The sequence below is a fragment of the Acinetobacter johnsonii CIP 64.6 genome (genome assembly GCF_000368045.1).
Taxonomy (GTDB): domain Bacteria; phylum Pseudomonadota; class Gammaproteobacteria; order Pseudomonadales; family Moraxellaceae; genus Acinetobacter; species Acinetobacter johnsonii.
This window is the reverse complement of the sequence record NZ_KB849236.1, coordinates 927,936-953,676: the sequence shown is the minus strand read 5'-3', so window position 1 is coordinate 953,676 and position 25,741 is coordinate 927,936. Positions and strand designations below refer to the sequence as shown.

The following is a 25,741-nucleotide window of genomic DNA, read 5'->3' as shown; positions in this document are numbered from 1 at the left end:
GCATATTATATACACCATTCAAAATAAAAGACGCCCCTAAACTGGAGCGTCCTTCAAACAGTTAATTTTAAAAATTAAGCTGTCAATTCTTTTACCGCAGCAACAACTGCTTCAGTGGTAATACCGAAGTATTGGTATAAGTCTTTCGCAGGTGCAGATTCGCCATAAGTCGTCATACCAATTACACGACCGTCTAAACCTACAAACTTCCACCAGTAGTCTACGTGAGCCGCTTCAACAGCAACACGCGCACGAATGCTTGATGGAAGAACCACTTCACGGTACGCTGCATCTTGCTTCACAAATTCTTCAGCACATGGCATAGACACGACACGCACACCTTCAAGTTGTGCGTGCGCCTCCATCGCTAAAGATACTTCAGAACCCGTCGCGATAATAATCGCTTTTAATTCGCCTTTTTCTTCAGCTAATACATAACCACCTTTCACTACATTTGCAATTTGTGCATCTGTACGTGTTTGGAATGGTAGGTTTTGACGCGAGAAGATCAACGCAGTTGGGCCTTCTGAACGTACAAGTGCAGATTTCCAAGACACAGCGGCTTCAACTGTGTCACATGGACGCCAAGTATTTAAGTTTGGTGTACCACGTAAAGACGCAATTTGCTCTACAGGTTGATGCGTTGGACCATCTTCACCCAAACCAATTGAGTCATGTGTATATACATGGATTACACGTTGTTTCATCAACGCAGACATACGCACTGCATTACGTGCATATTCCATAAACATAAGGAATGTTGCAACGTAAGGAATAAAACCACCGTGAAGCGCAACACCGTTTGCAATAGCAGTCATACCAAACTCACGTACGCCATAGTGTACGTAGTTACCTGCAGGATTGTCCTGAACGCCTTGGCAACCTTTCCAAAGTGTTAAGTTAGAACCAGCCAAGTCCGCAGAACCGCCTAATAGTTCAGGCAATAATGGACCGAAAGCTTGCAATGTGTTTTGGCTTGCCTTACGTGTAGCAATGGTTTCAGCTTTTGCATTAGTTTCTGCGATAAATGCATCTGCTTGAGCAAGGAATTCAGCTGGCAATTCACCTGAAAGGCGACGTTTTAATTCAGCTGCTTCAGTTGGATATTTTGCTGCATATTGAGCAAACAATTCATTCCAAGCCGCTTCAGAAGCCGTCCCTTTCGCTTTTGCATCCCATGCTGCATAAACGTCAGCAGGAATTTCAAATGGACCTTCAGTCCAGCCCAATGCTTCACGTGTTAATGCGATTTCGTCATTACCTAGCGGCGCACCGTGGCAGTCTTCTTTACCTTGCTTGTTTGGTGAACCTAGACCAATAATCGTTTTACAGATGATGATCGTTGGTTTTTTCGTTTCAGCTTTTGCTTGCAAAGTTGCAGCACGTAATGCATCTGCATCATGACCATCAGCTTTAAGTACTTGCCAACCATAAGCCAAGAAACGTTGCTCTGTATCGTCAGAGAACCAACCTTCTACTTCACCATCAATCGAAATACCGTTGTCGTCATAGTAAGCAATCAGTTTACCCAGACCTAGTGTGCCTGCAAGTGAACATGCTTCGTGAGAAACACCTTCCATTAAACAACCATCACCTAAGAAGCAGTAAGTGAAATGGTCAACAACACTCAACTCATCTTTGTTGAACTGCGCTGCTAGAGTTTTTTCAGCTAGAGCAAAACCAACTGCGTTTGCAATCCCCTGACCAAGCGGGCCAGTTGTCGTTTCAATACCTGGTGCATAACCTAATTCTGGGTGACCCGGCGTTTTAGAGTGCAGTTGACGGAATGCTTTTAAATCTTCAATTGATAAATCATAGCCCGTAAGGTGCAATAACGCATATTGCAGCATAGAGCCATGACCATTTGATAGTACAAAACGGTCACGGTTCGCCCATTGAGGGTTAGTCGGGTTATGGTTAAAAAACTCACGCCATACCACATCAGCGATATCAGCCATCCCCATTGGCGCACCTGGATGTCCAGAGTTTGCTTTTTGCACAGCATCCATTGCCAATACACGAATTGCGTTTGCAATACGACGTTCGTTAAGCGGGGTTGTCATAGGTCAGAGTCCAAACAAATGATTTAAAGAGTAAGATGAATAGAATTCAAAGATAGGTGTATTGTCTTAAAAAAAGAGGAATGGGTAAAGCCTAATGGACAATATTTCGCTATTTATTCATCATCAATGTCTAATAAATGCGGGCATTGCCTAAAATCACAACAATTTCACTCGGAAATGTCTCTATCGCTTTTCTCTGAGTCAAATTCTACACGATAGAATCGTCAACTTTTAAAAACAAAGCTCAGCCATCTTATTCACTAATCAGAAAAGCCTTTGTCCTTGAGTATCAAACACATCATAGGATACATTTGTATTTTTTACATACAATTAAACATTCATGGTGAATTTTATTCACTTTTTTAAATTATTCATGAATTAGTACAAATTATTGATTATTTTCTGATGCTTATTTTGAGCATTTTTTATTTACCAACTTAACACCAAAGCCAAAAAAAAACCAAACAAACTATTGTTTTACAATTAGATATAACCAAAGCACAAAATCTCATGATACGCACCCATAAACTTTGAATCAGAACCGTTACTTTGTCGTTTCGAACTAAAAATAAACGCTATATCAATTTTTTAGATGCTTATATCAGATAAAAAGTCGTTGAATTGAAATAAATTCAGTCATTTTGGTCGTGTAGAACTGGCTCAAACGGCTAAGTCGATGTACCATATTGCGTCTTTTAAATTAACTGTGATAGGACTTATGCGCGAGTACGCTGTATTTACCTCGGAATCTGTAAGCGAAGGCCATCCAGATAAAATGGCTGACCAAATCAGTGATGCTATCTTGGATGCGATCTTAAAAGAAGACCCATATGCGCGGGTTGCTTGTGAAACGCTTGTAAAAACGGGTGCGGTAGTACTTGCAGGTGAAATCACAACAACTGCAAATGTTGACTTCGAAGCGATTGTTCGTCAAACCGTAAATGGCATTGGTTACCACCATTCTGACCTTGGTTTTGATGGTTCAACATGTGCCGTCATCAACATGATTGGTAAACAGTCACCAGAGATTGCTCAAGGTGTAGACCGTCAAAAGCCTGAAGATCAAGGCGCGGGTGACCAAGGTTTAATGTTTGGTTATGCAAGCCGTGAAACTGACGTGCTTATGCCTGCTCCAATTTCATATGCACACCGTTTAATGGAAAAGCAAGCTGAATTACGTCGCAATGGTGCTTTACCATGGTTACGCCCAGATGCAAAAAGCCAAGTGACTTTTGCTTATGAAAATGGCATGCCTGTTCGTTTAGACGCAGTCGTATTATCTACCCAGCACGATCCTGAAATTTCTCAAAGCAACTTAAAAGAAGCTGTGATTGAAGAAATCGTGAAAAAAGTGATCCCTGCTGAAATGTTCCACGCAGACACCAAATTTCACATCAACCCAACAGGGATGTTTGTGATTGGTGGTCCAGTGGGCGACTGTGGTTTAACAGGTCGTAAAATCATTGTAGACACTTACGGTGGTATGGCACGTCACGGTGGCGGTGCTTTCTCTGGTAAAGATCCATCTAAGGTTGACCGTTCTGCTGCATATGCAGGTCGTTATGTTGCGAAAAACATCGTAGCAGCGGGTCTTGCAGACAAATGTGAAATTCAAGTGTCTTATGCCATTGGTGTGGCTGAGCCAACGTCTATTTCGATCAATACCTTCAATACAGCAAAAGTATCTGAAGAGTTGATCATTGCATTAGTCCGTGAACACTTCGACTTACGTCCATACGGGATCACTCGTATGCTTGACCTCATTCAACCGATGTATAAGCAAACTGCTGCTTATGGTCACTTTGGTCGTGAAGGTTCAGATACTGCATTTACGTGGGAAAAAACAGACAAAGTAGAAGCGCTTAAAGCTTCAGCTGGTCTATAAGCTTGATCCAAAAAAACCCGCTTAATGCGGGTTTTTTATTTTCCTTGATGGAGAATAGTCCATCAGTTCAGTCGTGAAGTCATTGAACTCCACTACTTAGGCTTGTTTTCATGATTCAACACATCAAACAATGATGTTACCGCAGCGGGTTCACTGTTTCGGTCGGCCAAATAGACTTGTACAGATTTAACGATAATCGCTGCTGCAAGACATGCAACAATACAGAAAATCCAAAATCCAAAAGGACTTCGAATATTATGTGATCCACAGTTTGGACAGTCTTTATCTGTTGATGCGACAACTGTTTCACAACATGCGCAGTGGTATTGATAGAGCATGGCTTTACCCCCTTGTTTTTGTCCTTTCTTGTTTTTATTGTCCATCACCCTGCCTCACAGAATGTTAGATTCATTTATCTTATGTGAGTATTTGTTGAGACTCAAGCGCCATTCGCCTGAAGTGATGTCAGCAATGCTTACACTGAAAGATTAATCAATTGATTTAACGCATATTCCTCTTTATAACACCGAATCATGACAATTTCATTTTGTAACATAATAGTTTTTGACGTATTACGTCATATTTGCTCAAAATCCTTTAGTTTTCTCGCGATTGTTTATTAAAATAAGATGCAACGATGAGGAAGAAAGAATGGTTCAGTTGATTAAAAAAGGCGGTTTACGCGAACGTGCCAACCGCAGTCGGAGCTATAAGGGCTCAGAAAATACCGAAGCGACATTGCAGCCCAACCGCTATGCGCAAAGTAAAAAAGACGAAGTGTCTAGCTTGGAACAGGCTCCATCATCTAAAGAGCTTAAAAATGACTTAGATGTAGATTGCGAGAGCATCGTACCAAAGCCATAAAGCAAAAATCAGGAACAACCCGCCAGAAAAAATGTCGATATAACTTCCTGAACGCTGATAAGCCGCCTTAATTTTTGGTAATGACAAAAGCAGCATTAACAGTGCAAAAGTCATAAAAGTTTGAATGGGAATAATCACCGCAAGTTGCATTTTTAGATAAGGACTTGCGCTAGAACTCAAGGCTAATGAAAACACACTACTGAAATAAATCAGCGTTTTCGGGTTAGACAAGTTAGTCAGCAAACCTGACATGAAATAATGGTTGGCCTTGGGTGTAGGCAGTTTTTGACCATCATCTAGCAAGGCTTCTTGCTGCATTGTGCTGAGGCCTGCTTTCAACATCAGCCAACCCATACGTGCAAGGAACACCCCACCAATCACCATCAATACTTGTTGAATCCACGGCATTTTGTCGATGAGTACGGTAAAACCTAACAAGGTTAAAACCACCCACACCACAATACCGACGGAAATACCCAAGATCGTTTTTAAAGTATTTTTTTGTGTGGTCGAAGCTGAGCTTTTGGCAATCAGCAAAACATCAGGACCAGGACTTAGCTGCGCAACAAAATGCAATGCGCAAATCGTGAAAAGCAATGACATAAAAAAGTGGCATAAATTTTAAAAAATAATTATATCGTTTGTTATATTTATTTTAAATCATAAGCACTTAAAACATTTTCATAAAGATAAAAAAAGCCGAGTTAGAACTCGGCTTTAAAATTAGGCATGAAATTATTTATTCACATCTTTCATTTCAATTTTTTTCGCAACTGGCGTAACTTCTCGTGCTTCGCCATCAATAATACTAGAGTCACGATAAGTTGAACCGCCCTGCTGTTGCTGCATTTCTTGCATTTGGCGCATGATATCTGCAAATGGGTTTTGACCTTGAGCACCACCGCCCATGCCATTCATATCCCCCATCATGCCACCCATCATTTTTTCCATCATCGCTTGCTGACGTTTCATCATCACGTTCATCAGTGCACCTGTCATGGCTTTTTGCACCGCAGGAATAAGCAATAACACTGCAACCACGTCTGTCACCAAGCCAGGAATCAATAAAAGAAAACCCGCAATGATTTTTGGCAGATTGTTTGTTAATGCAGGATCTGCACCCATCTGGCCCGTTTGCATTTGCTGCATTTGTGGCATTAAACCTGCTGAATACTTACGAATCAGGCTCATACCAATAAAGAAAGCGGCAATAAACCAGAAGAACACGTACCACATGCTACCAACGAGGTCGCCCACGCCAATCCATACAAAGACTTCGAGAATGACACCAGCTAATATAAAAAGAAATAATTTCATGAAAATTAATCTAATCTCAACAAAATGAATAAGGTGCAAGAATCAAGTGCTCAATCTACATCAAGCTTTTTTGATACGCTTATGTAACAATATGGGCATATTTTTTTTTTTAAAGGGCAAGCATGTCATTAATTATTGGTATTGACCCCGGTTCTCGCCTTACAGGCTACGGTATTATTCAAAAAGAAGGTCAAAAACTAATTTTTGTCGATGCTGGCACCATTCGTACCGAAGCTGCTGATATGCCTGAACGGCTAAAACGTATTTTTGCAGGGATTGATCGTATTGTAAAATTTCATGGCCCAACCGAAGCCGCGGTTGAGCAAGTATTTATGGCACAAAACCCTGACTCCGCACTGAAGCTTGGGCAAGCACGCGGGGCTGCTATTGCCGCACTGGTAAACCTTGACCTACAAGTTGCGGAATACACCGCACGTCAGATTAAACAGTCAGTAGTCGGTTATGGTGCTGCGGACAAAGAACAAGTACAAATGATGGTGATGAAGCTCCTAAACCTAAGCATCAAACCACAGCAAGACGCCGCCGATGCTCTCGCTGCTGCCATCTGTCATGCGCATGCTTCAGGCAGTATGACTAAGCTTGCTGTACTCAATGCTCTTGGCGGTATGGCGCGCGGCCGCAGCCGTAGTAGCTCTCGTCGACGCTAAGTGTTAAGTGACATAGTCTTTAAAGTCTTTACGCATTTCACGTACCGATGGTGCTTTGGGATAAGTTGCTATCAGCATTCTTCCCGAAATGCGTAAATTTTTCTTTTGAGCAGGATCGATACGGATAAAGACCAATTCTTCTGGCTCATTGCGGTGGTTGATCTCACAAATCATAATAGTGTAGTTTTTTTCGATCACTTTATAACGACCAAATGCCTGCTGTACGATTTGTTTAAAATTTTTCTGTCCACCTGATGGTGCAAGTTGGGTATAAATCACCAACAGTATGCATGCACCAACCACCAAGGCCACCAGTAAGTATTTATCCATTCTTCCTCCCCACTTTTACCATTACTACATCAATGTTCTTTACCCGAAGCATTTACTTTATTTTCTTCTATCTGAAAAGAATTAAATAATTTTAAAGAATCACGCTGAATTTTTTCCCAATGTGGCAGAAGCTCCGCATGGAAATCTATATCCAAATTACTAGTATTAAAACCATAATTTGGTACATGACTACTTAACTTACAATCACTTCCGCCAGTCTTAAAATAAAGACATTTAATTACTAAACTGACTCCTTTCCCCTTTTTCTCTTGCCAAAAAACCTTTTTTGTGACATTTCCTACTCTGTCAAAACTTATTTCATAAAGACCTAGATCCGGATTAAATACTTTATTTTTATTAATCTCTTCATCGTTAATTTCCATGTCAGCACCATCTGGACTTAAATACAGTTTCAGAACTGGATCAGAGTCAAAAAAATCTTTGTCTTCTTGCCTACCAGTCCAAATTGTACGCTGATGAAGATAAAATGTGATGTCATTTAGCTTCTTTGAAGAAAGTTGAAATCCATTTTTAGAAGGTAGCATCTCAGGCCATTTCACATTAAATGAGGCACTTTGGATTTGATCATTACAATCTTTGGTATTATGCAGCTCTCTATAGCCTTTCTCCCAGTAACTGACATCTTGATATTCAACTCTTGCAAAAAATAAATATCGTCGATCAATGCGCATTTTCTGATCACCAAAACTTCCACACTCATATGGTTTTTCTTTTAAGCTCGGTACATCACTTGGTTCTAATACACTAACAATAACACTCAAAATAACGATAATGATTGGTGACAATAGTATAAAGATCAAAAAATGTTTTAGCTGAATAGGCTTTCTAAGAAAATCTAAAATCATAAGTCATCTTATTTAATTATTAATTTTTTCATGTGCTCCTAAAATTAACACAAAGTATTTGAGATATAGTATTTTTTTATTCAAAATACCCATCATATAAAAAGCCCATCAAATGAGATGGGCTTTTTTAGCAAGGACAAATACTTACTTCATGCTTGCAAAAACTTCTTTCGCTGCTTGTAGGGTAAATTCAATATCTTCATCAGAATGGGCAGCTGAAATAAAGCCAGCTTCAAATGCAGATGGTGCAAGGTTCACACCACGGTCTAACATGCCATGGAAGAACTTACGGAATGCATCGATATCACACTTTAACATCGAGTCGAAGCTAGTAATGTCTTCTTGATCGGTAAAGTACAAACCAAACATACCGCCTACTTGTTGCGTTTTAAAAGCAATACCCGCTTCATCAGCCGCGGCTTGTAAACCCACAAGCAGTTTTTCTAGCTGCGCTGTCAATTTTTCATAAAAACCATCTTGGCGCAGGTGTTTAAACATCTCAATCCCTGCACGCATTGCAAGTGGATTCCCCGACAGTGTTCCAGCTTGGTAAACTTTACCCAGTGGAGCAATACACTCCATCACTTCTCGTTTCCCACCAAAAGCACCAACGGGCAAGCCTGCACCAATAATTTTACCCAAGGTGGTTAAATCAGGAGTCACGCCATAGTGAGCTTGCGCACCACCCAATCCAACACGGAAACCAGTCATCACTTCATCAATGATAAAAACAGAACCATGTTCATCACATACATCACGAATCGCTTGTAAGAAGCCTTCGATTGGTTTAACTAGATTCATGTTCCCTGCCACAGGCTCCACAATCACCCCTGCAATCTCTGAACCAAACTTCGCAAAGCACTCTTTTAAAGTAGCAATATCGTTATATGGAAGAGTCAGTGTGTGTTTGGCAAAGTCGGCAGGAACACCGGCCGAAGTCGCTTCGCCTTCGCCGCTGGTTAACAAACCAGAGCCTGCTTTGACCAACAGTGAATCTGAGTGACCGTGGTAACAGCCTTCAAATTTTACAATCTTGTCACGACCTGTATAACCACGTGCAAGACGAATGGCGGTCATGGTTGCTTCAGTACCTGAGTTGGTCATACGAACCAGCTCAATTGACGGCATAATTTCGCAAATAATGTCGGCTAAAGTCGTTTCATGTACGGTAGGCGCACCGAAACTTAATCCATCCACTGCAGCATTTTGAACTGCTTTAATAATTTCAGGATGAGCATGACCTAAAATCATTGGTCCCCATGAGCCCACATAATCTACATAGCGCTTACCATCCACATCGTACAAGTATGCACCTTGCGCCTTTTCAATAAAGACAGGCGTTCCGCCTACGCTATTAAATGCACGTACAGGTGAGTTCACACCACCCGGAATATGTTTGCTTGCTTGTTTAAACAATTGTTCTTGCTTTGGAGATAAGCTCATGAAGTTACTCAACTCAAAAAATAAAAAAACATCTAAAAACGCTTAAGCTTTAGATGCAAATAAATCAGCCCACTGTTCTATACGATCAGGAATCGCAGACATTGATAGCCCTAATATATCACTAATCACCGCGCAAAGGTCGGCACCGGCTTCGATCACTTCACCTGAATTTTCAACTGTTAAGCCACCAATCGCACAAATCGGAACATTCAATTTGGATTTGGCTTCTTTTAAAGTCTCCAAGCCAATATTGCCAGCCTCTGGCTTGGTCTCAGTTGCATAAATTGCACCAAAAGCGACGTATGTTGCACCTTCAGCAATAGCTTTCTCTGCCAGCTCAATCGAGTTCAAACACGTACGACCAATCACCGCATCTTTTGGCAGGCGCGCGACAGCTTCGGCAACTTCGCCATCATCTTGCCCTAAATGCACACCAACGCCGTATTTGACTGCCATTTCTAAGTCATCGTTAATCACAAAAGGAACACGATACTCAGCGCACATCGCTTTCATATACTCGACTTCGTAAGCCTGTTCTTCTTTAGGTACTTTTTTACGGCGATACTGCAAAACGGCAACTTCACGTGTTGCCATTGCACCTTCTAATTTAGCCAAAAGTAGCTCTAAAGGATCATCATTTGTAATTAAATATAAACCGCGCATTTAACTCTACCTTTGGGTTATGTCGTTCTATTATAAAGCCAAAGGCGACTGATGCTTTAATGAGTTGGGACTGAAAATACTTTGCTTTGCACAAAAATCCCGCGGCCAAGCTCAGCCTATATAAAAATACCTATTTTCAGTGATAGTCGCCCCACCGCTTTCGCAGTTTAATGGATACAGAAAGCAACAAGAATAAAATAAAAATAACAACTTTATAACAAGAATAAGAGACACGCAGCGATCTGATACGGCTTTTTAGCTTTTTAAACCAGTGGTGTTTGAACAACATCATAAAAGCTAAAAAGCCGCATATTTTTACTTAGCGTCCATATAAAAAAAGCCTAGAGAAGGTCACTCTAGGCTTGGAAAACTAAAAGCACTTTAAGGTTCAAAGCACTTATATATTATTTGGTGAAAATATAAACAACGATCTCATTATTAGAACATTAACTCATACTTTGCAACTGTTAATTTCAAACTTTTAATAAAACTTTCATGATGAAGTCACAAAGTGCTTCACTAACTTGGAATTTTATCCAAAGCACGATCTTGTAAGCTTAAATTTCCACGTAAAACATCGGAAAACATGCGCCAGTCAGAAATAAAACTATACAAAGGCTGTTTAAAACTAGCTGGCTTATTTTTTTCAAAAACAAAATGACCTACCCACGCACAGGCATAGCCAGAGACTAAGCCGTATATAAAATAACGCGGCTTACGTTTAAGTATGGCTTTAGAGAAAAAGTACAGTCCAATTGAACTGCCCGCGACATGTAGCCGACGACTCATGATGTTGCGGTGCTCTGTTAGATAAAAACGATAAAACTGTTGATAGTCCTTAATCGGCAATTGAAAATTAGGTTCAGCGTCATGTTCCTGTTTCGGTTCAACCTGAGCATTCATCTGTCATCATCCTGATAGTTTTTTACCAACATAGCTGAAAATATGCAATCTGCAAAGTGCAATCGCCTCTGGGCGCGCGTCCACTAAAAACAGAATTGTTTTTTGATCAATCTCGCACTGCAACTTTGTTTTATTGTGTCGTCAAGTCTTACATACTGTCTCTTTTTCGCTACAATCCAGTGGTCCATTGGTGTGCCTTTAGCGCACATAAAAACAAACTACAGATCATGCATCTAAATACATAAAGGCTTGGCACTGACCTAGCCCCTCAAATTAGGAATTTTTCATGGTTGAAATTGAATTAAAATTTCAGATTAGCGAAACACGACGTACCGCCCTTCTTAAAACTTTAGATCCTAAAAAATCTGAAACGATTCAACTTCAAGCCAAGTATTTTGACACGCCTGATCGCCTCTTGGCCCAACACGGCGCAGCTTTGCGTCAGCGTCTTGAAGGTACTTGCTGGATTCAAACCCTCAAAGCCGCAGGTAAAAGTCATTTACACCGTTTTGAACATAATCATAATTTGGGTGAGTTAGAGTCATCTCCTGTACTGGACTTAAGCATTTATGACGCTATTCCAGAGGCTCAGCAAATTTTAACCCAAGCTTTAGGCTCAGATGCAGCTGCGTTAAAGCTCACATTTGAAACGGACATCCAACGTACCTATCGCGTCATTGAATTTGAAGACGCTGAAATTGAAGTCTGTTTGGATGTTGGAGTGGTTCGTGCATCTGGTCGAGAACAGACCATCCATGAGGTAGAATTCGAACTCAAATCAGGCTCTGTTCAGTCACTTTTGGCTTTTAGTTTTGAATGGGTGAAAAAGTATCAACTATGGTTAGATGTCCGCAGCAAAGCCGAAATGGGTAATCTACTGGCACTTGAGCAAACCGTAAGTCCAGCACGTTTTGAAAAAGAGTTTGTCTTATCGAAAAAAGAAAGTGCGGCACATAACCTGAGTTTGTTGATTGGTCAGCAAATGCAGCATTTACTGCCGAATATTGCTGCAATTTCGGCAGGTGTTGCTGAGCAAAGCCATATTGATCAGGCACAAACCGCTTTAGAGCACTTACAATTGACCTTAGCTTTGTTTAAGGACTGGAATAGCAATATTTCTGATAAATGGGCGATGCAACTTGCTGCATTTAAGCATCAGTTTGATCATTTACAACATTTGCAGCATATGCAAAGTACCTTAGGCGCTTTTCTTCAGAACCCAACCACCACTGAAAATCTAGCCAAAGACATTTTATATGCTCAAGAAAAGCTTGGTAACTTAGTTAAATCGACACAGAATGTACATCATTATCTTGAATTATTGACCTTTAGTTTAAGTTCACATGATCAGGTGCAAAAGCAGGATTTAAAAACCTATGCGCACAATACCCTGCAAAACCAATATCGACAGCTACAAGAAAGCTTAAATGCTGCAGATATTAGCCACTTTGAAAGCTTAGATGTATTGGCACAGAAAATTAAGGAATTGAAGTTTAGCTTTCCTATTTTAACATCCATTTATGATGTGAAAAATTTGCAGAAATACAGTAAAGCGTTGAATGATGCCCAACAAGCCGCACATGAATATCAAATCTTGGCGACTTCTGCTGCGTACATTCAACAGACAGAACTTGAAGCCAGTGATTGGTTTGTTTTGGGTTGGCTCACGGCAAAGCTTGAAGTTTATGCCGATAAGCTTTTAGAAGCGACAGAACAGTTCTTAGTCAGCCGTAAATTCTTAAAATAACGCTCTATATACCAAAGCAGTCATGTTAAATACATGACTGCTATCCATCCTCCACAAGGCCTGACAAGCCGAAAACCACGATAGAAGATCGTGGTTGGTATATCTAAACCACTAATTTATCTATGACAAAGCGGCCTATTATCAGAACAATACAGGCTTTATATTCATTTTTATTCTTAAAAAGTAAACCTATACATTCCTACTCAATGTAAATTTATTATCACTTCGATGTAACCATCTGTACTTATTAACTCTGCATATTTCTGACGACCATCTCATTTTAAAAGTGACATCTAGCACACTATTTCTGCTCTTTTAACTTATACACATTTAAAATTTGTCTTTTTTTTATTCAATTTAGCATATAGTAAAACGTAGGTTGTCATGAGTCATGGGCTATGCAAGAGATTGAATTTAAGTTTCAAGTTCCAGTTAAGAAGCGTAAGGCCTTGCAAAAAGCCTTTACACTGCTCAAGGCTGAGCCGATTCATTTAGCAGCCCAATACTTTGATACAGCGGATCAAACACTTGCTAAGCATTGCATCGCGATTCGACGTCGGCAGGAAAATGATGAATGGAAACAAACCTTCAAAGCACTGAATACCGCAAAAGCATTGAGTCGCTTGGAACTTGAATTTGATATAGCGCCACCTGAGACGACTACACTCGACTTAGATAACTATGAAGCTTATCCTGCTGCCTATAAAAAATTAAAACGCGCTTTGGGGCTTCCACTTCCAACCCTTGAATTGCTCTTTGAAACCAAGATCCAACGTTTACGCGTTTTGCAGGATGTTGGAAACAGTACAGTTGAAATTGCTCTCGATATTGGAAAAATTTTTAAAGAACAAAGCAGTGTTGATATTTTCGAGATCGAATTTGAATTAAAACAAGGATCGATAGAAGATTTAATCGCATTTATACGACCTTGGATTCAAAAGTATAAACTGTCGCTCGACACACACAGTAAATCTGACTATGGCCTTCTAGCTGTTCGTCAGAAAAGTTGCTTTCCTGCACAGTATCAAACACTTCTTGTACTGAACAAAACCTCAAGCGAAGCTGAAACGCTACAAAGCATAGTGGCCAATTGCTTACAGCACTTACTTCCCAATGCCAGTTCAATTGCTCGACAGCAGTACTCCAGTGAGCATGTGCACCAAGCCCGCGTGGCAATCCGCCGTTTACGTACCGCACTGAAAAGTTTTGCTGCATGGTCGGAGGACATTCAACCACACTGGAACACGGAACTCACCACTATTTTTCAAGCCTTAGGTGGAACCCGCGACATCGATGCGCTGAACGAAGATTTACTCCCCCAACTGATTGAGGCAGGTTATCTATTAGACCATCTTGCACCAAGTACAGAAGCAATCTCTGATGTCTGCGCCCTGTTCCAACGACCAGAAACGACGCAACTTTGGCTTGAATTAATTTTATTTACAGAGCAAGAACTAGATTCGCCTTCAAAAAGCAAACTGAAAAAACATGCACTCAAAGTGATACAAGCTTTACACCATAAAATATGCGCACATGCCGAGCACTTTAGCCAGCTTGAAGATGAGGAAAAACACCGCGTTCGTAAGCAAGTCAAACAACTGCGTTATAGCATTGAGTTTGTGGCGTCTTTACTCGATGCAAAAGCATTAAAAACCTATTTAAAAAAACTCAAAGCAGTTCAGGAAAGCTTGGGGCACTATAATGATTTGGTGGTTGCAGACGCTTTATTTCAACAGGCCCCGGAACCAGAAGCCGCTTATAATTTTGCCACAGGATGGATCGCCGCGGAAAAAAATAGAATGCTAAAATTGGTTGAACAAGAGCTGAGGCAGTTCAGTCAAATCAAAAAGTTGAAATAGACGTTTAAATCAAAACACACATCAACCGAGAAAGACTCAAAGCAGTCCATTTTCTACGGGAAATTAAGTTAGCGATACTTGCCGTATACTTTCCACGTATTGTTGTCTGCTAAGGGGTCGTTATAGCTATCACTGCGCTGTTTACGTGGTTTGTCTCGAGCATCGACCAACTCAAAATGTGCTTCGGTACTTAACACAATACCATTTACATAAAATCGGGTACGGGTATATTCACTCTGCCCATGCTGAAACACATAGGTTCTGAGGTCAATAAATTCCCTATGCGCAACCAAGGCAGCGTTATCATCGCTGTCCAACCAAGCGCGCATGGCTTGGACTTGCTCTGGCTCAAACTGCCCACATTTTTCAATTAAGCTCGCAATGCCACGAAAACTTTTAGACTCTTTGGCGCGGGTTTTATTAATCCGAATACGATCGACGTGAAAATAAAACAGTGGTAAGTTCAAATGACTAGGTAAATGAATTGCATCCAACACTTCATCTTCCATAAAAGGTTGGAACAAGTCTTGTGCCCGCTCAATCAAACCCGTCCACTGAAGATAGTAGTCCTCGACTTCCGCTTTCGTACCATAATAGATTGGTAAGTCTCCAACATTGGCTAAATTTTGTGGTGGCCAAATATTTTGACGCAATAAGGCAATATCACTTTTTAAACTTTGTACAGCAATCGCGTCTTGCATGGATATTCTCTATTTTATCGCTTAGGCTATTTTTAGATTAAGGCAAAGGTTTAGTTTCTGCAAGGCTTTGCCTATAATGCAGTCTGAGTTATTTATGTATTTTAGGACAAGTTCATGGTTCAGAAGATTGAAGCAACAGATGTAACCGAAGAAGAAGCGTTGAATGCTGCTTTTTTTGAACGTGCAGATGAATTTATTAAGCAAGCCAACGATTTTTGTCGCACTGAAAAAGGTTCACAAGTGAAACCTGCTGAAATACGTGGCCAAGTGAGTGCTGCGATGTTGTTTGGTACAGCCCGTTTTAACACGTGGGTGGCAGCCAACAACTTTAAAGATGGCGATGAAATGCGTGATGCCAAAGAGCAAGTGATGTCTTATATTTTGCAGCAGTTCCAAATGATGCTTGAAGACAACTATGACGAATACTGTGAACAGTTTGAAAACTACCTTCGTTTCCGTCATAACGAAGAATTTCATGCCAATAAGCATGACCACAAACACGATCACTGATCAATCCAAGCCTGCTTCGTGCAGGCTTTTTTCATTTCGTCGTATTTGAAACGAAATACAATGTTGCAACACCTCAATTTACAGTAAGGTAATCGCTAAGGAATATGACTTAGGGAAGAACATGCAGCATTTGGACTTTGCACTCATCGATCCGCACATCCATCAGTGGGACCCCTATAACACGCCACATGCAGCGGCTTTGGCAGTCAAATTATTGGGTAAGCATCCTAAGCTTTTGGACAAAATGGTTCGTTTGGTGAAACCTAAAGATCTGATTGAAACCCTAGGCCTAACCCGTCATATCACACGTCCTTATTTGCCCCAAGACTATAAACTCGATACTGGCCCATACACAGTAGAGCAAGTGGTACATGTTGAAGCCAGTTGGCATCACAGCAAAGGTAAAGGTGTGGTTGAGGAAACTCAGTTTATCGAGTCTTTAGCTTTTGGGGCAGATACGGTCAAATTGGGTGGCATTGTCGCAACAGCTGACCCACGTGATCGTAACTTTAAAAAAATCCTAAAATTACACCATAAAGCTTCACCACACTTTCGTGGTATTCGTAAAATGGCGTCTTTTCATGAAGACAAAGCAATCCATTCGTGGACAGATGAGCCACACTTATATCGCAATAAAAAATTTCTCAAAGGCTTCGAAGTGCTGTCCCAATACAACTTGAGTTTTGATGCTTGGGTTTATTCCACACAGCTTGAAGATGTGATTTATCTGGCCAAGCAGTTCCCTGAAACTTCCATTGTGCTAGACCATCTAGGTACACCCGCAGGTTTATTTGGTCCAATTGGTGCAAATACAGGGATGACACAAACAGCGCGGGAAAATATTTTCTTTCGTTGGAAAGACGACTTAGCTGAACTTGCAAGCTATCCAAATGTCTATACCAAAATGTCGGGGCTTTTCATGCCTGTATTAGGACATCGTTTTCATAAAGAAGGCCGACTGGCTTCCAAACAAGAAGTCTTTGACCTTGCACATCCCATGATTACACATGCCCTTGCCTGTTTTGGAACCTATCGGGTAATGTTTGCCTCGAACTTTCCTATGGATTCGGTCAATACATCGTTAGTGAATATTATCGATGCCTTTAGCGATGTCGTCGCTGCCTATGAGCCTGATGCTTTAGAGCGCGTATTCCATCACAATGCCAAACAGTTTTATCGGCTTTAATTGAAAATTAATTCACAAAACCTATGACAAAAAGAACCCCTCAATTTTGAGGGGTTCTTTTTAGCTGAGAACTGAAATCTTTACTTTTTCAACGCTGGCTGCGCTTTGCCATATTGGTCAGCCATCACTTCAACCAACTGATCCAGCTTAATATACTTCTGAATCACTGCATCAACATCAGCTCTACTGATTTTGGCCAATGCTAAATCACGCTGCTCACGATCCAGTAAAGTACGATTACGTTTCATTTGAGGAATCAGCATGCGATGGATATTGCGACTATCTTCAAGTGCAGTCACACGCTTTTTCAAAATATCGGCCTTGGCAGCTTCCACTTCCTGTTCAGTAACGCCTTTTGCCAGTAACTCATTCAACACTTTATAGACCGCCTGAGACACTTGAGCCGATTTACCTGCGCTATAGTTTGCATCAATCGTCAGCGCTCCTGACTCCGTCCAGTCATCCAGCGAAATGCTGCTGCCAAAACCATAGACCAAGGCATTCTTTTCACGTAGCTCTTGCGCCAAACGAGAAGATAATTGTGACTCACCTAAGATGTGCTCGAGTACCTGTAAGGCAGGTGCATCTGGGTGGTATGTGCCCACAGGGAACGTCATAATGCTCTGATAGCTACCAAACTCACGCTGCTCTGACAGTGCATGTACACGCTGCGCTTTATATGCCGTAAAGTCAGAAGTAATCCGCTGATAAGGCGCTGCCGAATTCCAGTTTGCAAAAGCCTGATTTAAAGTCTTTTTCATCTTTTTCGTATCAATCACACCCGTCACCGAAATTTGTGCATGATTCATCGCGAAAAACTGCTGATACAACTGTTTAACCTGAGCTTGTGTTGCGGTCTGATACTGCTTCTTGACATATTCAGGCTCGAAGTGATGTCGAATATCCCCAATTGGATAAGTTTCAAGTAAACGAGCAATGGTTAAAGCCGCTACAGTTTCAGGTTCAGTATACGGTCGATCTAGACTTGCTAAGCTTTGTGACTTAATCAAATCAAACTGGCTTTGTTCAAAGGTTGGATTTTTAAGGACATCAATCACGAAGTTAAAAAATTCATCAAACTTTTCTTTCTTCGCCACGATTGAAATATTAATCCCATTGCCATTACTTGCTGCACTTGCACCACCACCCGCATCTATAGAATGATCGGCAATATCTTGCAAGCTATATTGAGTTGATGCTCTGAGCAATAAATAAGAAGTCAGATCTAACAACTCTGCTTTATTAAACAAAGTTTCTGCAGTACCAAAGTCAATTGAAATGGTGGCATAGGTCTTATCGTCACGCGTAGTACTTGGGTACAGCGCATATTGCATGCCATTTTTTAACTTGCCACGCTGAATTTGTTTTTCAGCACTTTCTAAATATTGCTTTGAGCTTTTTACATATCCAGCCACTTCTGCCTTATACGCACTGATATCTTTCAATGGTTCTTCAGCAACGGCTTGTTGGTCTAAAGTTTTTGCTGGGGTCGCTGCTGCCGCTTGTTCAAGTGCTTTTTTCTGATCTTCTGGGGTCGGTAAAATAGTGCCTGAAATACGATGCTCAGGCACTAAAAAGTCATCTAAACGTTGGTTCACATCAGTAACGCTGAGCTGTTGTAATTGTTGCTGATCTTTAAAGTATTGTGTCCAATCACCATTGGCAGAAACCACATAGTCACTGAGCATGCCACCGACTGCCGTTGCACTGCTGAACATGCTTTCTTGGGCATTTTTAATCATGCTCTTCACACGGTTGAGCTCAACCTCATTGAAGCTTGGTGTTTTTTCTACACCAGTAACCAAAGCCGACTCGACTTTCTTCACATCATGGTTGGGGGCATAAACTGCGCCCATAAACACCATATTAAAATCTTGGTCTAACCATGTGGTCGACTGAACAGCTGTCGCCGTTCCCGTTTCTACAATGCTTTGGTACAAATGCCCACTGGGTTGCATGGTGTATAAATACGGTGACACCGCCAACGCGGTCTTAATGTTCTCGTTTTTACCATTCAGGTAGATATTATATTTGGCGAAATTACTGCCCTTTTTCACCACAAACTGGCGTTCTTTAATCTTACTGGCATCTAAGACAGGCACTTTGACTTTCGCAGGCACAGCACGCGCTTTAATCGCACTAAACTTTTCATCTATCTGCTTCAGTACAGCAGCTTGGTCAAACTTACCTGAAATGACAAATACCGCATTATTCGGTGCATACCAGTCACGATAAAACTTATTCAGTTCAGCCATTTTGATTGACTGTAACTCATTTAAATCACCAATCGGTAAACGCCCTAAATATTGATTGCCATAAGCGGACTTCCACATCTGATCCATGAGCACTGAAAAAGGCTGATCCATACGGACTTCACGCTCGCGTTTTACAATCGCGATTTCCGACGGTACATCTTTTTCTTGGAGCACCAAACCGTCCATACGCTCTGCTTCAAGATGAATTAGCTCATTAATTGCATTTTGTTCAGGACGAACCACATTAATAAATTTGGTTGAATAATAGTCCGTGCTGGCATTATTCATTAAACCGTATTGATCTAAACGGCGTTGAAACTCGTCCCCTGGAACATTTTTAGTCCCCTTGAACGCTAAGTGTTCCAATAGGTGCGCTAAACCGCCCTTACCTTTTGGGTCGTTCAATGAACCAGTCAAATAGACCATGTTCATATACACTTTATTTTCTTTATCGTTTGGCGCAAGAATAATGCGTAAACCGTTATCTAATTTATATTCTTCAATTTTCTGTTCCGATTTTACCAATACGGGTTGTGCCCATACTGTGCCCCCAAAGCCAAGTAGCAATACCGACAAACTCAATGTTTTAAAACGCATTAACATTATTTTTCCAAATAATTCGACAAAATATGAATGATTCTCAACATCATAGAGGAAAGTGAAATTATTTTTATAGTAATTTGGTGAAAAATAGCATTTTAATCAATGCTTATTTTTCACCAGTAGTTTTAATTTAAGAGAATTACAACTTAATCTAAGTAAAGTTCAGCCGTCATATATAACTTGGCATAGCCAGAAATTTGGATCCGCATTGCAGACTGAATATCGCAATAAAGTAATCCTCCACGGCTCGATGCCTGATAGGCAATCAATGAGGTTTTACCCAACTTCTCCGCCCACAAGGGCGCAAGACCTGTATGCATGGAGCCTGTCACAGGGTCTTCATTGATGCCTTTATGCGGTGCGAAATAACGCGCGATATAATCATAGTCTTGAGACGTTGAGGTCAGGGTAACATCCAAGTTTTCAGCGGTAATCGCGGTACTGACTTTATGCTTTTCTGCCATTTGACGAATTTTATCTAAGTTCGGTTTGGCATCCTTAACTGCCTGCTCAGACTCACACACTAAAATATAAGCCTGTGGGTTTAAATAGACTTCTTTAATTTCACAATCGACCAATTCATGAATTTCCGCAGGATAGTCTTCTAACTTTTGCGGTGCACGAATTGGAAAATTCATATGAATCTTGCCATCAACATCTTGATCAATGATAAAAACACCCAAGTCTTTCACATGAAACTGGATACGTTTAGCATCGGTATAATCCCGAAACAGGATGAAACTACTGGCTAAAGTCGCGTGCCCACAAAATTCCACTTCAACCTGAGGGGTAAACCAGCGAATTTCATAATTTTCAGCATCAATGACTTTCACAAAAGCCGTTTCTGCCAAATTATTTTCCAAGGCAATATTCTGCATCAAATCTACTGCTAACCATTCATCACGTACAATCACAGCGGCAGGATTACCTTTGAATAATTCAGTTGTAAAGGCATCGACTTGATACATTTTCATCGTTTTTCTCCTAAATTGAAGCTTTATTTTGCAAAAAACTGCGCAAAAAAATAGATACAGTTTTTAGTCATTTATGGATACACGCCCAATAAAAAGAAGCCTAATCATGAAGATAGGCTTCTTTTCAGTTCATAAGCGATATATTTCTCAGCTTAGACTTCTTTTAAGTCCACATTGTCTTGCTCAAAAATACGCTTATCGGTTTGACATAAGACTTGGCTGGTCACGACACCTGCGGTCATAGAACCATTCACATTCAAAGCCGTACGTCCCATATCAATTAAAGGCTCAATTGAAATGAGCAGTGCAACCAAAGTCACAGGCAAGCCCAGCATCGGCAGGACAATCAGTGCTGCAAATGTTGCTCCACCACCTACACCCGCCACCCCAATCGAGCTCAAGGTCACGACACAAACCAAAGTCAAAATCCAAAGCGGATCGAGTGGATTAATACCTACTGTCGGTGCAACCATAACAGCCAACATCGCAGGATACAGCCCCGCACAGCCATTTTGCCCAATGGTCGTACCAAATGATGCTGAAAAGCTGGCAATCGACTCTGGTACACCCAGACGTCGTGTTTGCGCTTCAATATTTAAAGGGATACTGGCAGCACTTGAACGGCTAGTAAACGCAAAGGTCAGCACAGGCCAAACCTTTTTAAAGAACTGAATTGGGTTCACACCTGTGAGCGCCAAAATCACGGCGTGTACGATAAACATAATCGCCAAACCGATATAAGACGCAACCAAGAAGCCACCTAAGTTTAAGATGTCTGCCATTTTAGAGTTGGCCACAATATTGGTCATGAGTGCGAACACACCATAAGGCGTGAGCATCATAATTAGACGCACCAACTTCATGACCCACGCTTGCAAGATGTCAATTGCAGACAACAGCTTTTGCCCTTTCTCAGCATCCGCTTTCATGAGGTTCAAGCCTGCAATGCCTAAAAACACTGCAAAAATGACTACACTAATAATGGACGTTGGATGTGCCCCTGTCAGCTCGGCAAAAGGATTGCTCGGTATAAATGACAGAAATAAATCAGGCACTTGCAAGTCAGCCACTTGCCCGACATAGTCAGTTTGAATCGTATTTAAACGTTCTGTTTCTTGTGTCCCTTGCACTAAACCTGCCGCAGTTAAGCCGAACAGATTGGTCACCACCACACCGACAAATGCAGCAATCGCTGTGGTAAATAACAAAGTCCCAATACTGATAAAACTAATTTTACCCAATGAACCCACATCGTGCAGCTTAATCACAGCGCCTAAAATGGAAACAAATACCAAAGGCATCACCACCATTTGTAGTAGTTTGACATAGCCTTTGCCGACCAAATTAAACCACTGTACTGACTCTTGCAGTACAGGCGAATTCGTACCATAAAACCCATGTAAAGCGAGACCAAAAACAATACCGAGACAGAGACCTGCCAGTACTTTCTTCGCTAAACTCCAATCGGTTTTACGGGTTCGGCCCAGTAAAAAAAGCAATGCAATAAAAATGATGACATTGACGATTAAGGGGATATTCATATTGTTTCCCTAAATGATGCTGTCATAATTATAAATCAAAATTTAAACGGGCTTACTGTTTTGCGCCATATTCCACGCTGAATGTACAAATTTAGACTGAATTGGCAGTTTTAGAATGTGGTATAAAGCATTTAAACGACTGTTAAAGTGTTCTTTTACATGAATCAATCTTTGCTTAATCCTCACATTCTGCCCGTCCCTTTAGAAAAAGCATATCGGCTACTCAACCACGGCCCAACCGTGCTGGTTTCCAGTCAAGATGATGAAAGCACCAATGTCATGGCCGCGGCTTGGGCATGCGCCCTAGAGTTTAGCCCAGCCAAAGTGACGGTGGTACTCGATAAATCTACGAAAACCCGCAGTATTATTGAAAAATCGGGTTTGTTTGCGCTGCAAGTCCCTACACTTAAACAGCTGAAAATGGTCTACGCACTGGGCATGATCAGTCAATATGATGCTCCTGAAAAGTTACGTCAGTGTGGGGTCGAACTTTTTCAGTTTGGTCACAGCCCAATTCCAGTGGTTGAAGGCTGTAGCGCATGGATTCTGTGTGAACTCATTCCTGAATCGCATAATCAGCAGCAGCATGACTTATTTATTGGCAAAGTCATTGCCGCTTATGCAGATGATCGTGTTTTTAGAGATGGCCATTGGTACTACCATGAAGCCGCAGATGAGTGGAAAAGCATCCACCATGTTGCAGGCGGACACTTTTATACCATTGGTGATGCAGTGGATATCAATCAACTCAAAGATACTGATTAAATTGACTGCGCCTTTACTCCGCTCGACTAAAGGTGGACATCACTCGATTGTTTTATTGTAAATTTCATCTTATAGTTCAAGTGTATTTTTTAAACAAATAGTCAAATTATGATGAACAGGACGTTCTCAAGCACCGTACAACTGAGTCTCTTTCTCTGCCTGAGTATGTGCTTGGGAATTGGCATCTTACGTTTTTCTTATACCGCGCTACTGCCGTCCACTCGCGAAGCCTATGAATGGTCACACAATTTCGCCAGTCTACTCGGTAGTGCCAATCTGCTGGGCTATCTGATCGGAGCATTTTGGGCGATGAAGTTGCCACAAAATGCAAAAATGCCGATCTATATCATTTTTGCTGCGCTCTTTGGTTCAATCAGCCTGTTTGCCTGTGCATTTTCGCATTTTAATGAAGTTTGGTATTTGGTGTGGCGCATCATTTCAGGTATCGGTGGTGGTTTGCTGATGATTCTATCGCCCAGTATTGTGGCACAGTGCAGTGAGTTACCGCACCGTTTTAAAATTAATCTCATTGGATTTAGCGGAATAGGAATTGGCGTATTGGCAGCCACGCTGTTTATGCCGTATTTAGACCGTATTGCAATCAGTAGCGCATGGTTCATTCTCTGTGGCTTTGCATTTGTCATTACATGGTTATTATGGATACTGGTTCGCCCTTTCCAAAAGCAACTGCACAGTATCCCTACAAGCCAGCCCCAGACTCATACAGTGAATAAAATTTACTATAGTTTACTCATTGTTTATGCCTGCAGCGCCTTTGCCTATATTCCCCATTCTTTGTTTTGGATTGATTATTTAAGTCATGTTTTAACGCTAAATTTATATTGGATCAATTTTAACTGGATTTTATATGGCTTAGGCAGTGCTCTAGGTGCAGCGATAGCTTATGCTTTAGCGCGTAAATTTGGCAACTTTCACGCTTTAAAGATTTTATACAGTGTCTATATTGCGGCAGTTTTTATTGCGGTTCTGAGTTTCTCGCCTATATTTACGCTCCTGTCTTCATTTCTCACAGGCCTACTGAACCCTGCGGTGGTCTTTCTCACCTCCTACACCATCTTACAACTCTACGGCTTGGCCTATAAAAAGTTGTGGAGTATGGCGACACTTAGCTTTGCAACGGTCCAACTGGTCGGTGGTTTAAGTTTTAGTACCTTGCAGCATTTGGGTTGGTCATATCACTTTCAGTTTATGCTTGCTGCGGGAGTTCTCGGTTTAGGAACATTGCAACTATTTTACTTTACCCGTAGGACATCCACCTCCAATCCAACAACTAAAAAAGAGGCCTTTTAATCCTTCACATAGAAGGAAATCGAAAAAGAGTTGTAGGTTCCGTTATAAAGGGCCGTCCATGTTAAATACCTGTGATATTTTTAACTTACCTCTAAATACTACAAATGTACGGTTTAAGTATAAGAAAAGAACCCAATTGATGTGCCTTCTATAACCAATACAATTCACGCATTCAAACTTTTACAGCTGTAGATCAAAGCTCGGTTATTTCAATGCATTTAAAGTTAAATACGGATAAGGATTTACGGCTCCTTTTCCAGTCCTATAAATTCCATAGTGCAAATGTGGTGGCGTATTCTTGGCATTGCCCGTGTTCCCGACATAGCCCAATACTTCTCCCACTTCAACCCAATCACCCGTTTGAATATTAGGCGCATAAGCATCTAAATGTGCATAGTAGTGACGGCTTAAGTTTGGTCCCATTACCCATACTACTTGTCCACCTAGACTATTGAGGCCGACATCCAAGACAATGCCTGATGTAGCGCTTAAGACAGGTGTACCACGTTTAGCGAAGATATCAATACCTTGATGTTTTCGGCCCTGACCACGTGCAGCCCCCCAAGTGTCCTGTATCTGCTTATGGCTTACACCTTGTACAGGCACATTTAAGATTTTCTCTAAAGGTGTCTTATATAATTGCCAATATAAATATGGATAACTCAAACCTGCTGCTTCACCCGAAGCGGGTGGCTGACATCCACTCATCAGCAGACTTGTACTTAAAATAGCTCCACTCAGAACTAAACGAGACATGATTCAACTACTCAGCTAATTTTTAGATATTAAAATAAGATAAAGTTACCTTTTCATACTAAATGCCTCATATATTGAAAGATATCTTATATATGTAACGGCAAAGCCCTCATATAAAATGAGGGCTTTGCTTCGAATAAACCACGTAAAACTACTTACACTTCTTCAGTTTTTTCTCTAAGGCTTTCAGCTTAGACTGATGCTTAGAGATCTTTTTTAAACGTGCTTTGATCTTCTGTTTTAATGTTTTCACAACATTATTCGACATAGGGTCCTCCTTTGGTTCAACTCCCTTTGCTCGATTCTTCCTTGAAATGCCTTTAACATTCGTTCATGAAATAGCAATACGCCTAGCGTTGTTGCTGATCTGGGTTCGGTTGGTTTTGATTCGGCTGTTTTTGCTGGCCTTGATTTGGTTTGGGTTGTTGTTGCTGTTGTTGTTGATCTGGCTGTTCTTGCGGTTGATTTGGTTGTTGTTGACGTTGCTGCTGATTGTTCTGCTGTTGATTTTGTTGATTAGCCACGAGACTA

General features: G+C 41.1%; 24 protein-coding genes. 9 read left to right on the top strand and 15 right to left on the bottom strand.

Annotated features, from left to right (window positions below; all coding sequences use genetic code 11):
- Nucleotides 1–74: 74 nt before the first annotated feature.
- Nucleotides 75–2,063 carry a transketolase gene (gene tkt / locus F986_RS15700; RefSeq protein ID WP_004696768.1) on the bottom strand — a complete coding sequence of 663 codons (1,989 nt, stop codon included), beginning with the start codon at nucleotides 2,061–2,063 and terminating at the stop codon, nucleotides 75–77.
- Between the two features lie 718 nt (nucleotides 2,064–2,781).
- Here tkt and metK point away from each other — a divergent pair.
- Nucleotides 2,782–3,948, top strand: coding sequence for a methionine adenosyltransferase (gene metK, locus F986_RS15695; RefSeq protein WP_004696767.1), 1,167 nt, complete (start codon nucleotides 2,782–2,784; stop codon nucleotides 3,946–3,948).
- Nucleotides 3,949–4,040: 92 nt separating this feature from the next.
- On the opposite strand, the gene F986_RS15690 is transcribed toward metK, so the two are convergent.
- A complete protein-coding gene (locus tag F986_RS15690; protein WP_026056381.1) occupies nucleotides 4,041–4,286 on the bottom strand; it encodes a hypothetical protein in 246 nt (81 codons plus the stop codon).
- A gap of 313 nt (nucleotides 4,287–4,599) precedes the next feature.
- On the opposite strand from F986_RS15690, the gene F986_RS15685 reads away from it, so the two are divergent.
- Entirely contained in the window at nucleotides 4,600–4,812 is a 213-nt protein-coding gene (locus tag F986_RS15685) for a hypothetical protein (RefSeq protein ID WP_004696765.1), read from the top strand.
- Here the strand turns inward: F986_RS15685 and F986_RS15680 are convergent.
- The gene (locus tag F986_RS15680; RefSeq protein ID WP_004696763.1) at nucleotides 4,774–5,415 is read right to left on the bottom strand and encodes a LysE family transporter; all 642 of its coding nucleotides are present in this window, start codon (nucleotides 5,413–5,415) and stop codon (nucleotides 4,774–4,776) included. The two genes, F986_RS15685 and F986_RS15680, sit on opposite strands and share 39 nt — an antisense overlap.
- A gap of 132 nt (nucleotides 5,416–5,547) precedes the next feature.
- On the bottom strand, nucleotides 5,548–6,129 hold the full coding sequence (locus tag F986_RS15675; RefSeq protein WP_017397106.1) for an FxsA family protein: 582 nt from the start codon (nucleotides 6,127–6,129) through the stop codon (nucleotides 5,548–5,550).
- 122 nt (nucleotides 6,130–6,251) lie between these two features.
- Here F986_RS15675 and ruvC point away from each other — a divergent pair, with 122 nt between their 5' ends.
- On the top strand, nucleotides 6,252–6,797 hold the full coding sequence (gene ruvC / locus F986_RS15670; RefSeq protein ID WP_004696760.1) for a crossover junction endodeoxyribonuclease RuvC: 546 nt from the start codon (nucleotides 6,252–6,254) through the stop codon (nucleotides 6,795–6,797).
- A 3-nt stretch (nucleotides 6,798–6,800) separates the two neighbouring features.
- Here ruvC and F986_RS15665 read toward each other — a convergent pair whose 3' ends face one another.
- The 5 genes from F986_RS15665 to F986_RS15645 form a co-directional block, all read right to left on the bottom strand.
- Nucleotides 6,801–7,127 carry a hypothetical protein gene (locus tag F986_RS15665; RefSeq protein ID WP_004696759.1) on the bottom strand — a complete coding sequence of 109 codons (327 nt, stop codon included), beginning with the start codon at nucleotides 7,125–7,127 and terminating at the stop codon, nucleotides 6,801–6,803.
- A gap of 29 nt (nucleotides 7,128–7,156) precedes the next feature.
- The gene (locus F986_RS15660) at nucleotides 7,157–7,993 is read right to left on the bottom strand and encodes a hypothetical protein (RefSeq protein ID WP_004696757.1); all 837 of its coding nucleotides are present in this window, start codon (nucleotides 7,991–7,993) and stop codon (nucleotides 7,157–7,159) included.
- Between the two features lie 144 nt (nucleotides 7,994–8,137).
- Nucleotides 8,138–9,436: a glutamate-1-semialdehyde 2,1-aminomutase gene (gene hemL, locus F986_RS15655; protein ID WP_004696756.1), complete on the bottom strand. Its 1,299-nt coding sequence runs from the start codon at nucleotides 9,434–9,436 to the stop codon at nucleotides 8,138–8,140.
- Between the two features lie 42 nt (nucleotides 9,437–9,478).
- Complete coding sequence (thiE, locus tag F986_RS15650) at nucleotides 9,479–10,099, bottom strand: thiamine phosphate synthase (protein ID WP_004696754.1); 621 nt, start codon at nucleotides 10,097–10,099, stop codon at nucleotides 9,479–9,481.
- A gap of 519 nt (nucleotides 10,100–10,618) precedes the next feature.
- Nucleotides 10,619–11,002 carry an Mpo1-like protein gene (locus F986_RS15645; protein WP_004696752.1) on the bottom strand — a complete coding sequence of 128 codons (384 nt, stop codon included), beginning with the start codon at nucleotides 11,000–11,002 and terminating at the stop codon, nucleotides 10,619–10,621.
- A 286-nt stretch (nucleotides 11,003–11,288) separates the two neighbouring features.
- Between F986_RS15645 and F986_RS15640 the strand changes: the two genes are divergently transcribed.
- Nucleotides 11,289–12,749: a CYTH domain-containing protein gene (locus tag F986_RS15640; RefSeq protein WP_004696750.1), complete on the top strand. Its 1,461-nt coding sequence runs from the start codon at nucleotides 11,289–11,291 to the stop codon at nucleotides 12,747–12,749.
- Nucleotides 12,750–13,147: 398 nt separating this feature from the next.
- Entirely contained in the window at nucleotides 13,148–14,608 is a 1,461-nt protein-coding gene (locus F986_RS15635) for a CYTH and CHAD domain-containing protein (protein WP_004696749.1), read from the top strand.
- Between the two features lie 68 nt (nucleotides 14,609–14,676).
- Here F986_RS15635 and F986_RS15630 read toward each other — a convergent pair whose 3' ends face one another.
- On the bottom strand, nucleotides 14,677–15,309 hold the full coding sequence (locus tag F986_RS15630; RefSeq protein ID WP_004696748.1) for a hypothetical protein: 633 nt from the start codon (nucleotides 15,307–15,309) through the stop codon (nucleotides 14,677–14,679).
- Between the two features lie 114 nt (nucleotides 15,310–15,423).
- Between F986_RS15630 and F986_RS15625 the strand changes: the two genes are divergently transcribed.
- Nucleotides 15,424–15,819, top strand: coding sequence for a DUF3144 domain-containing protein (locus F986_RS15625; protein WP_004696747.1), 396 nt, complete (start codon nucleotides 15,424–15,426; stop codon nucleotides 15,817–15,819).
- A 121-nt stretch (nucleotides 15,820–15,940) separates the two neighbouring features.
- Entirely contained in the window at nucleotides 15,941–17,005 is a 1,065-nt protein-coding gene (locus F986_RS15620; RefSeq protein ID WP_004696746.1) for an amidohydrolase family protein, read from the top strand.
- 80 nt (nucleotides 17,006–17,085) lie between these two features.
- Here F986_RS15620 and F986_RS15615 read toward each other — a convergent pair whose 3' ends face one another.
- From F986_RS15615 to F986_RS15605, 3 genes are all read right to left on the bottom strand, one after another.
- Complete coding sequence (locus F986_RS15615) at nucleotides 17,086–19,863, bottom strand: M16 family metallopeptidase (protein ID WP_004696745.1); 2,778 nt, start codon at nucleotides 19,861–19,863, stop codon at nucleotides 17,086–17,088.
- A gap of 146 nt (nucleotides 19,864–20,009) precedes the next feature.
- Nucleotides 20,010–20,837 carry a PhzF family phenazine biosynthesis protein gene (locus F986_RS15610; protein ID WP_004696744.1) on the bottom strand — a complete coding sequence of 276 codons (828 nt, stop codon included), beginning with the start codon at nucleotides 20,835–20,837 and terminating at the stop codon, nucleotides 20,010–20,012.
- A gap of 152 nt (nucleotides 20,838–20,989) precedes the next feature.
- Complete coding sequence (locus tag F986_RS15605; protein ID WP_004696743.1) at nucleotides 20,990–22,378, bottom strand: L-cystine transporter; 1,389 nt, start codon at nucleotides 22,376–22,378, stop codon at nucleotides 20,990–20,992.
- A gap of 159 nt (nucleotides 22,379–22,537) precedes the next feature.
- Here F986_RS15605 and F986_RS15600 point away from each other — a divergent pair, with 159 nt between their 5' ends.
- Both F986_RS15600 and F986_RS15595 read left to right on the top strand, forming a co-directional pair.
- A complete protein-coding gene (locus tag F986_RS15600) occupies nucleotides 22,538–23,143 on the top strand; it encodes a flavin reductase family protein (protein ID WP_004696742.1) in 606 nt (201 codons plus the stop codon).
- Between the two features lie 108 nt (nucleotides 23,144–23,251).
- Nucleotides 23,252–24,454 (top strand): YbfB/YjiJ family MFS transporter, encoded by a 1,203-nt coding sequence (locus F986_RS15595; protein WP_004696741.1) that lies wholly within the window; start codon nucleotides 23,252–23,254, stop codon nucleotides 24,452–24,454.
- A 204-nt stretch (nucleotides 24,455–24,658) separates the two neighbouring features.
- On the opposite strand, the gene F986_RS15590 is transcribed toward F986_RS15595, so the two are convergent.
- Nucleotides 24,659–25,210: a M23 family metallopeptidase gene (locus tag F986_RS15590; protein WP_004696740.1), complete on the bottom strand. Its 552-nt coding sequence runs from the start codon at nucleotides 25,208–25,210 to the stop codon at nucleotides 24,659–24,661.
- Nucleotides 25,211–25,560: 350 nt separating this feature from the next.
- Nucleotides 25,561–25,734 carry a hypothetical protein gene (locus tag F986_RS18460; protein WP_004696738.1) on the bottom strand — a complete coding sequence of 58 codons (174 nt, stop codon included), beginning with the start codon at nucleotides 25,732–25,734 and terminating at the stop codon, nucleotides 25,561–25,563.
- Nucleotides 25,735–25,741 lie beyond the last annotated feature (7 nt).

Bases quoted from the DNA above. Each gene is read 5' to 3' on its own strand.
- tkt (WP_004696768.1), bottom strand. From the start codon at position 2,063: ATGACAACCCCGCTTAACGAACGTCGTATTGCAAACGCAATTCGTGTA.
- metK (WP_004696767.1), top strand. From the start codon at position 2,782: ATGCGCGAGTACGCTGTATTTACCTCGGAATCTGTAAGCGAAGGCCAT.
- F986_RS15690 (WP_026056381.1), bottom strand. From the start codon at position 4,286: ATGCTCTATCAATACCACTGCGCATGTTGTGAAACAGTTGTCGCATCA.
- F986_RS15685 (WP_004696765.1), top strand. From the start codon at position 4,600: ATGGTTCAGTTGATTAAAAAAGGCGGTTTACGCGAACGTGCCAACCGC.
- F986_RS15680 (WP_004696763.1), bottom strand. From the start codon at position 5,415: ATGTCATTGCTTTTCACGATTTGCGCATTGCATTTTGTTGCGCAGCTA.
- F986_RS15675 (WP_017397106.1), bottom strand. From the start codon at position 6,129: ATGAAATTATTTCTTTTTATATTAGCTGGTGTCATTCTCGAAGTCTTT.
- ruvC (WP_004696760.1), top strand. From the start codon at position 6,252: ATGTCATTAATTATTGGTATTGACCCCGGTTCTCGCCTTACAGGCTAC.
- F986_RS15665 (WP_004696759.1), bottom strand. From the start codon at position 7,127: ATGGATAAATACTTACTGGTGGCCTTGGTGGTTGGTGCATGCATACTG.
- F986_RS15660 (WP_004696757.1), bottom strand. From the start codon at position 7,993: ATGATTTTAGATTTTCTTAGAAAGCCTATTCAGCTAAAACATTTTTTG.
- hemL (WP_004696756.1), bottom strand. From the start codon at position 9,436: ATGAGCTTATCTCCAAAGCAAGAACAATTGTTTAAACAAGCAAGCAAA.
- thiE (WP_004696754.1), bottom strand. From the start codon at position 10,099: ATGCGCGGTTTATATTTAATTACAAATGATGATCCTTTAGAGCTACTT.
- F986_RS15645 (WP_004696752.1), bottom strand. From the start codon at position 11,002: ATGAATGCTCAGGTTGAACCGAAACAGGAACATGACGCTGAACCTAAT.
- F986_RS15640 (WP_004696750.1), top strand. From the start codon at position 11,289: ATGGTTGAAATTGAATTAAAATTTCAGATTAGCGAAACACGACGTACC.
- F986_RS15635 (WP_004696749.1), top strand. From the start codon at position 13,148: ATGCAAGAGATTGAATTTAAGTTTCAAGTTCCAGTTAAGAAGCGTAAG.
- F986_RS15630 (WP_004696748.1), bottom strand. From the start codon at position 15,309: ATGCAAGACGCGATTGCTGTACAAAGTTTAAAAAGTGATATTGCCTTA.
- F986_RS15625 (WP_004696747.1), top strand. From the start codon at position 15,424: ATGGTTCAGAAGATTGAAGCAACAGATGTAACCGAAGAAGAAGCGTTG.
- F986_RS15620 (WP_004696746.1), top strand. From the start codon at position 15,941: ATGCAGCATTTGGACTTTGCACTCATCGATCCGCACATCCATCAGTGG.
- F986_RS15615 (WP_004696745.1), bottom strand. From the start codon at position 19,863: ATGTTAATGCGTTTTAAAACATTGAGTTTGTCGGTATTGCTACTTGGC.
- F986_RS15610 (WP_004696744.1), bottom strand. From the start codon at position 20,837: ATGAAAATGTATCAAGTCGATGCCTTTACAACTGAATTATTCAAAGGT.
- F986_RS15605 (WP_004696743.1), bottom strand. From the start codon at position 22,378: ATGAATATCCCCTTAATCGTCAATGTCATCATTTTTATTGCATTGCTT.
- F986_RS15600 (WP_004696742.1), top strand. From the start codon at position 22,538: ATGAATCAATCTTTGCTTAATCCTCACATTCTGCCCGTCCCTTTAGAA.
- F986_RS15595 (WP_004696741.1), top strand. From the start codon at position 23,252: ATGATGAACAGGACGTTCTCAAGCACCGTACAACTGAGTCTCTTTCTC.
- F986_RS15590 (WP_004696740.1), bottom strand. From the start codon at position 25,210: ATGTCTCGTTTAGTTCTGAGTGGAGCTATTTTAAGTACAAGTCTGCTG.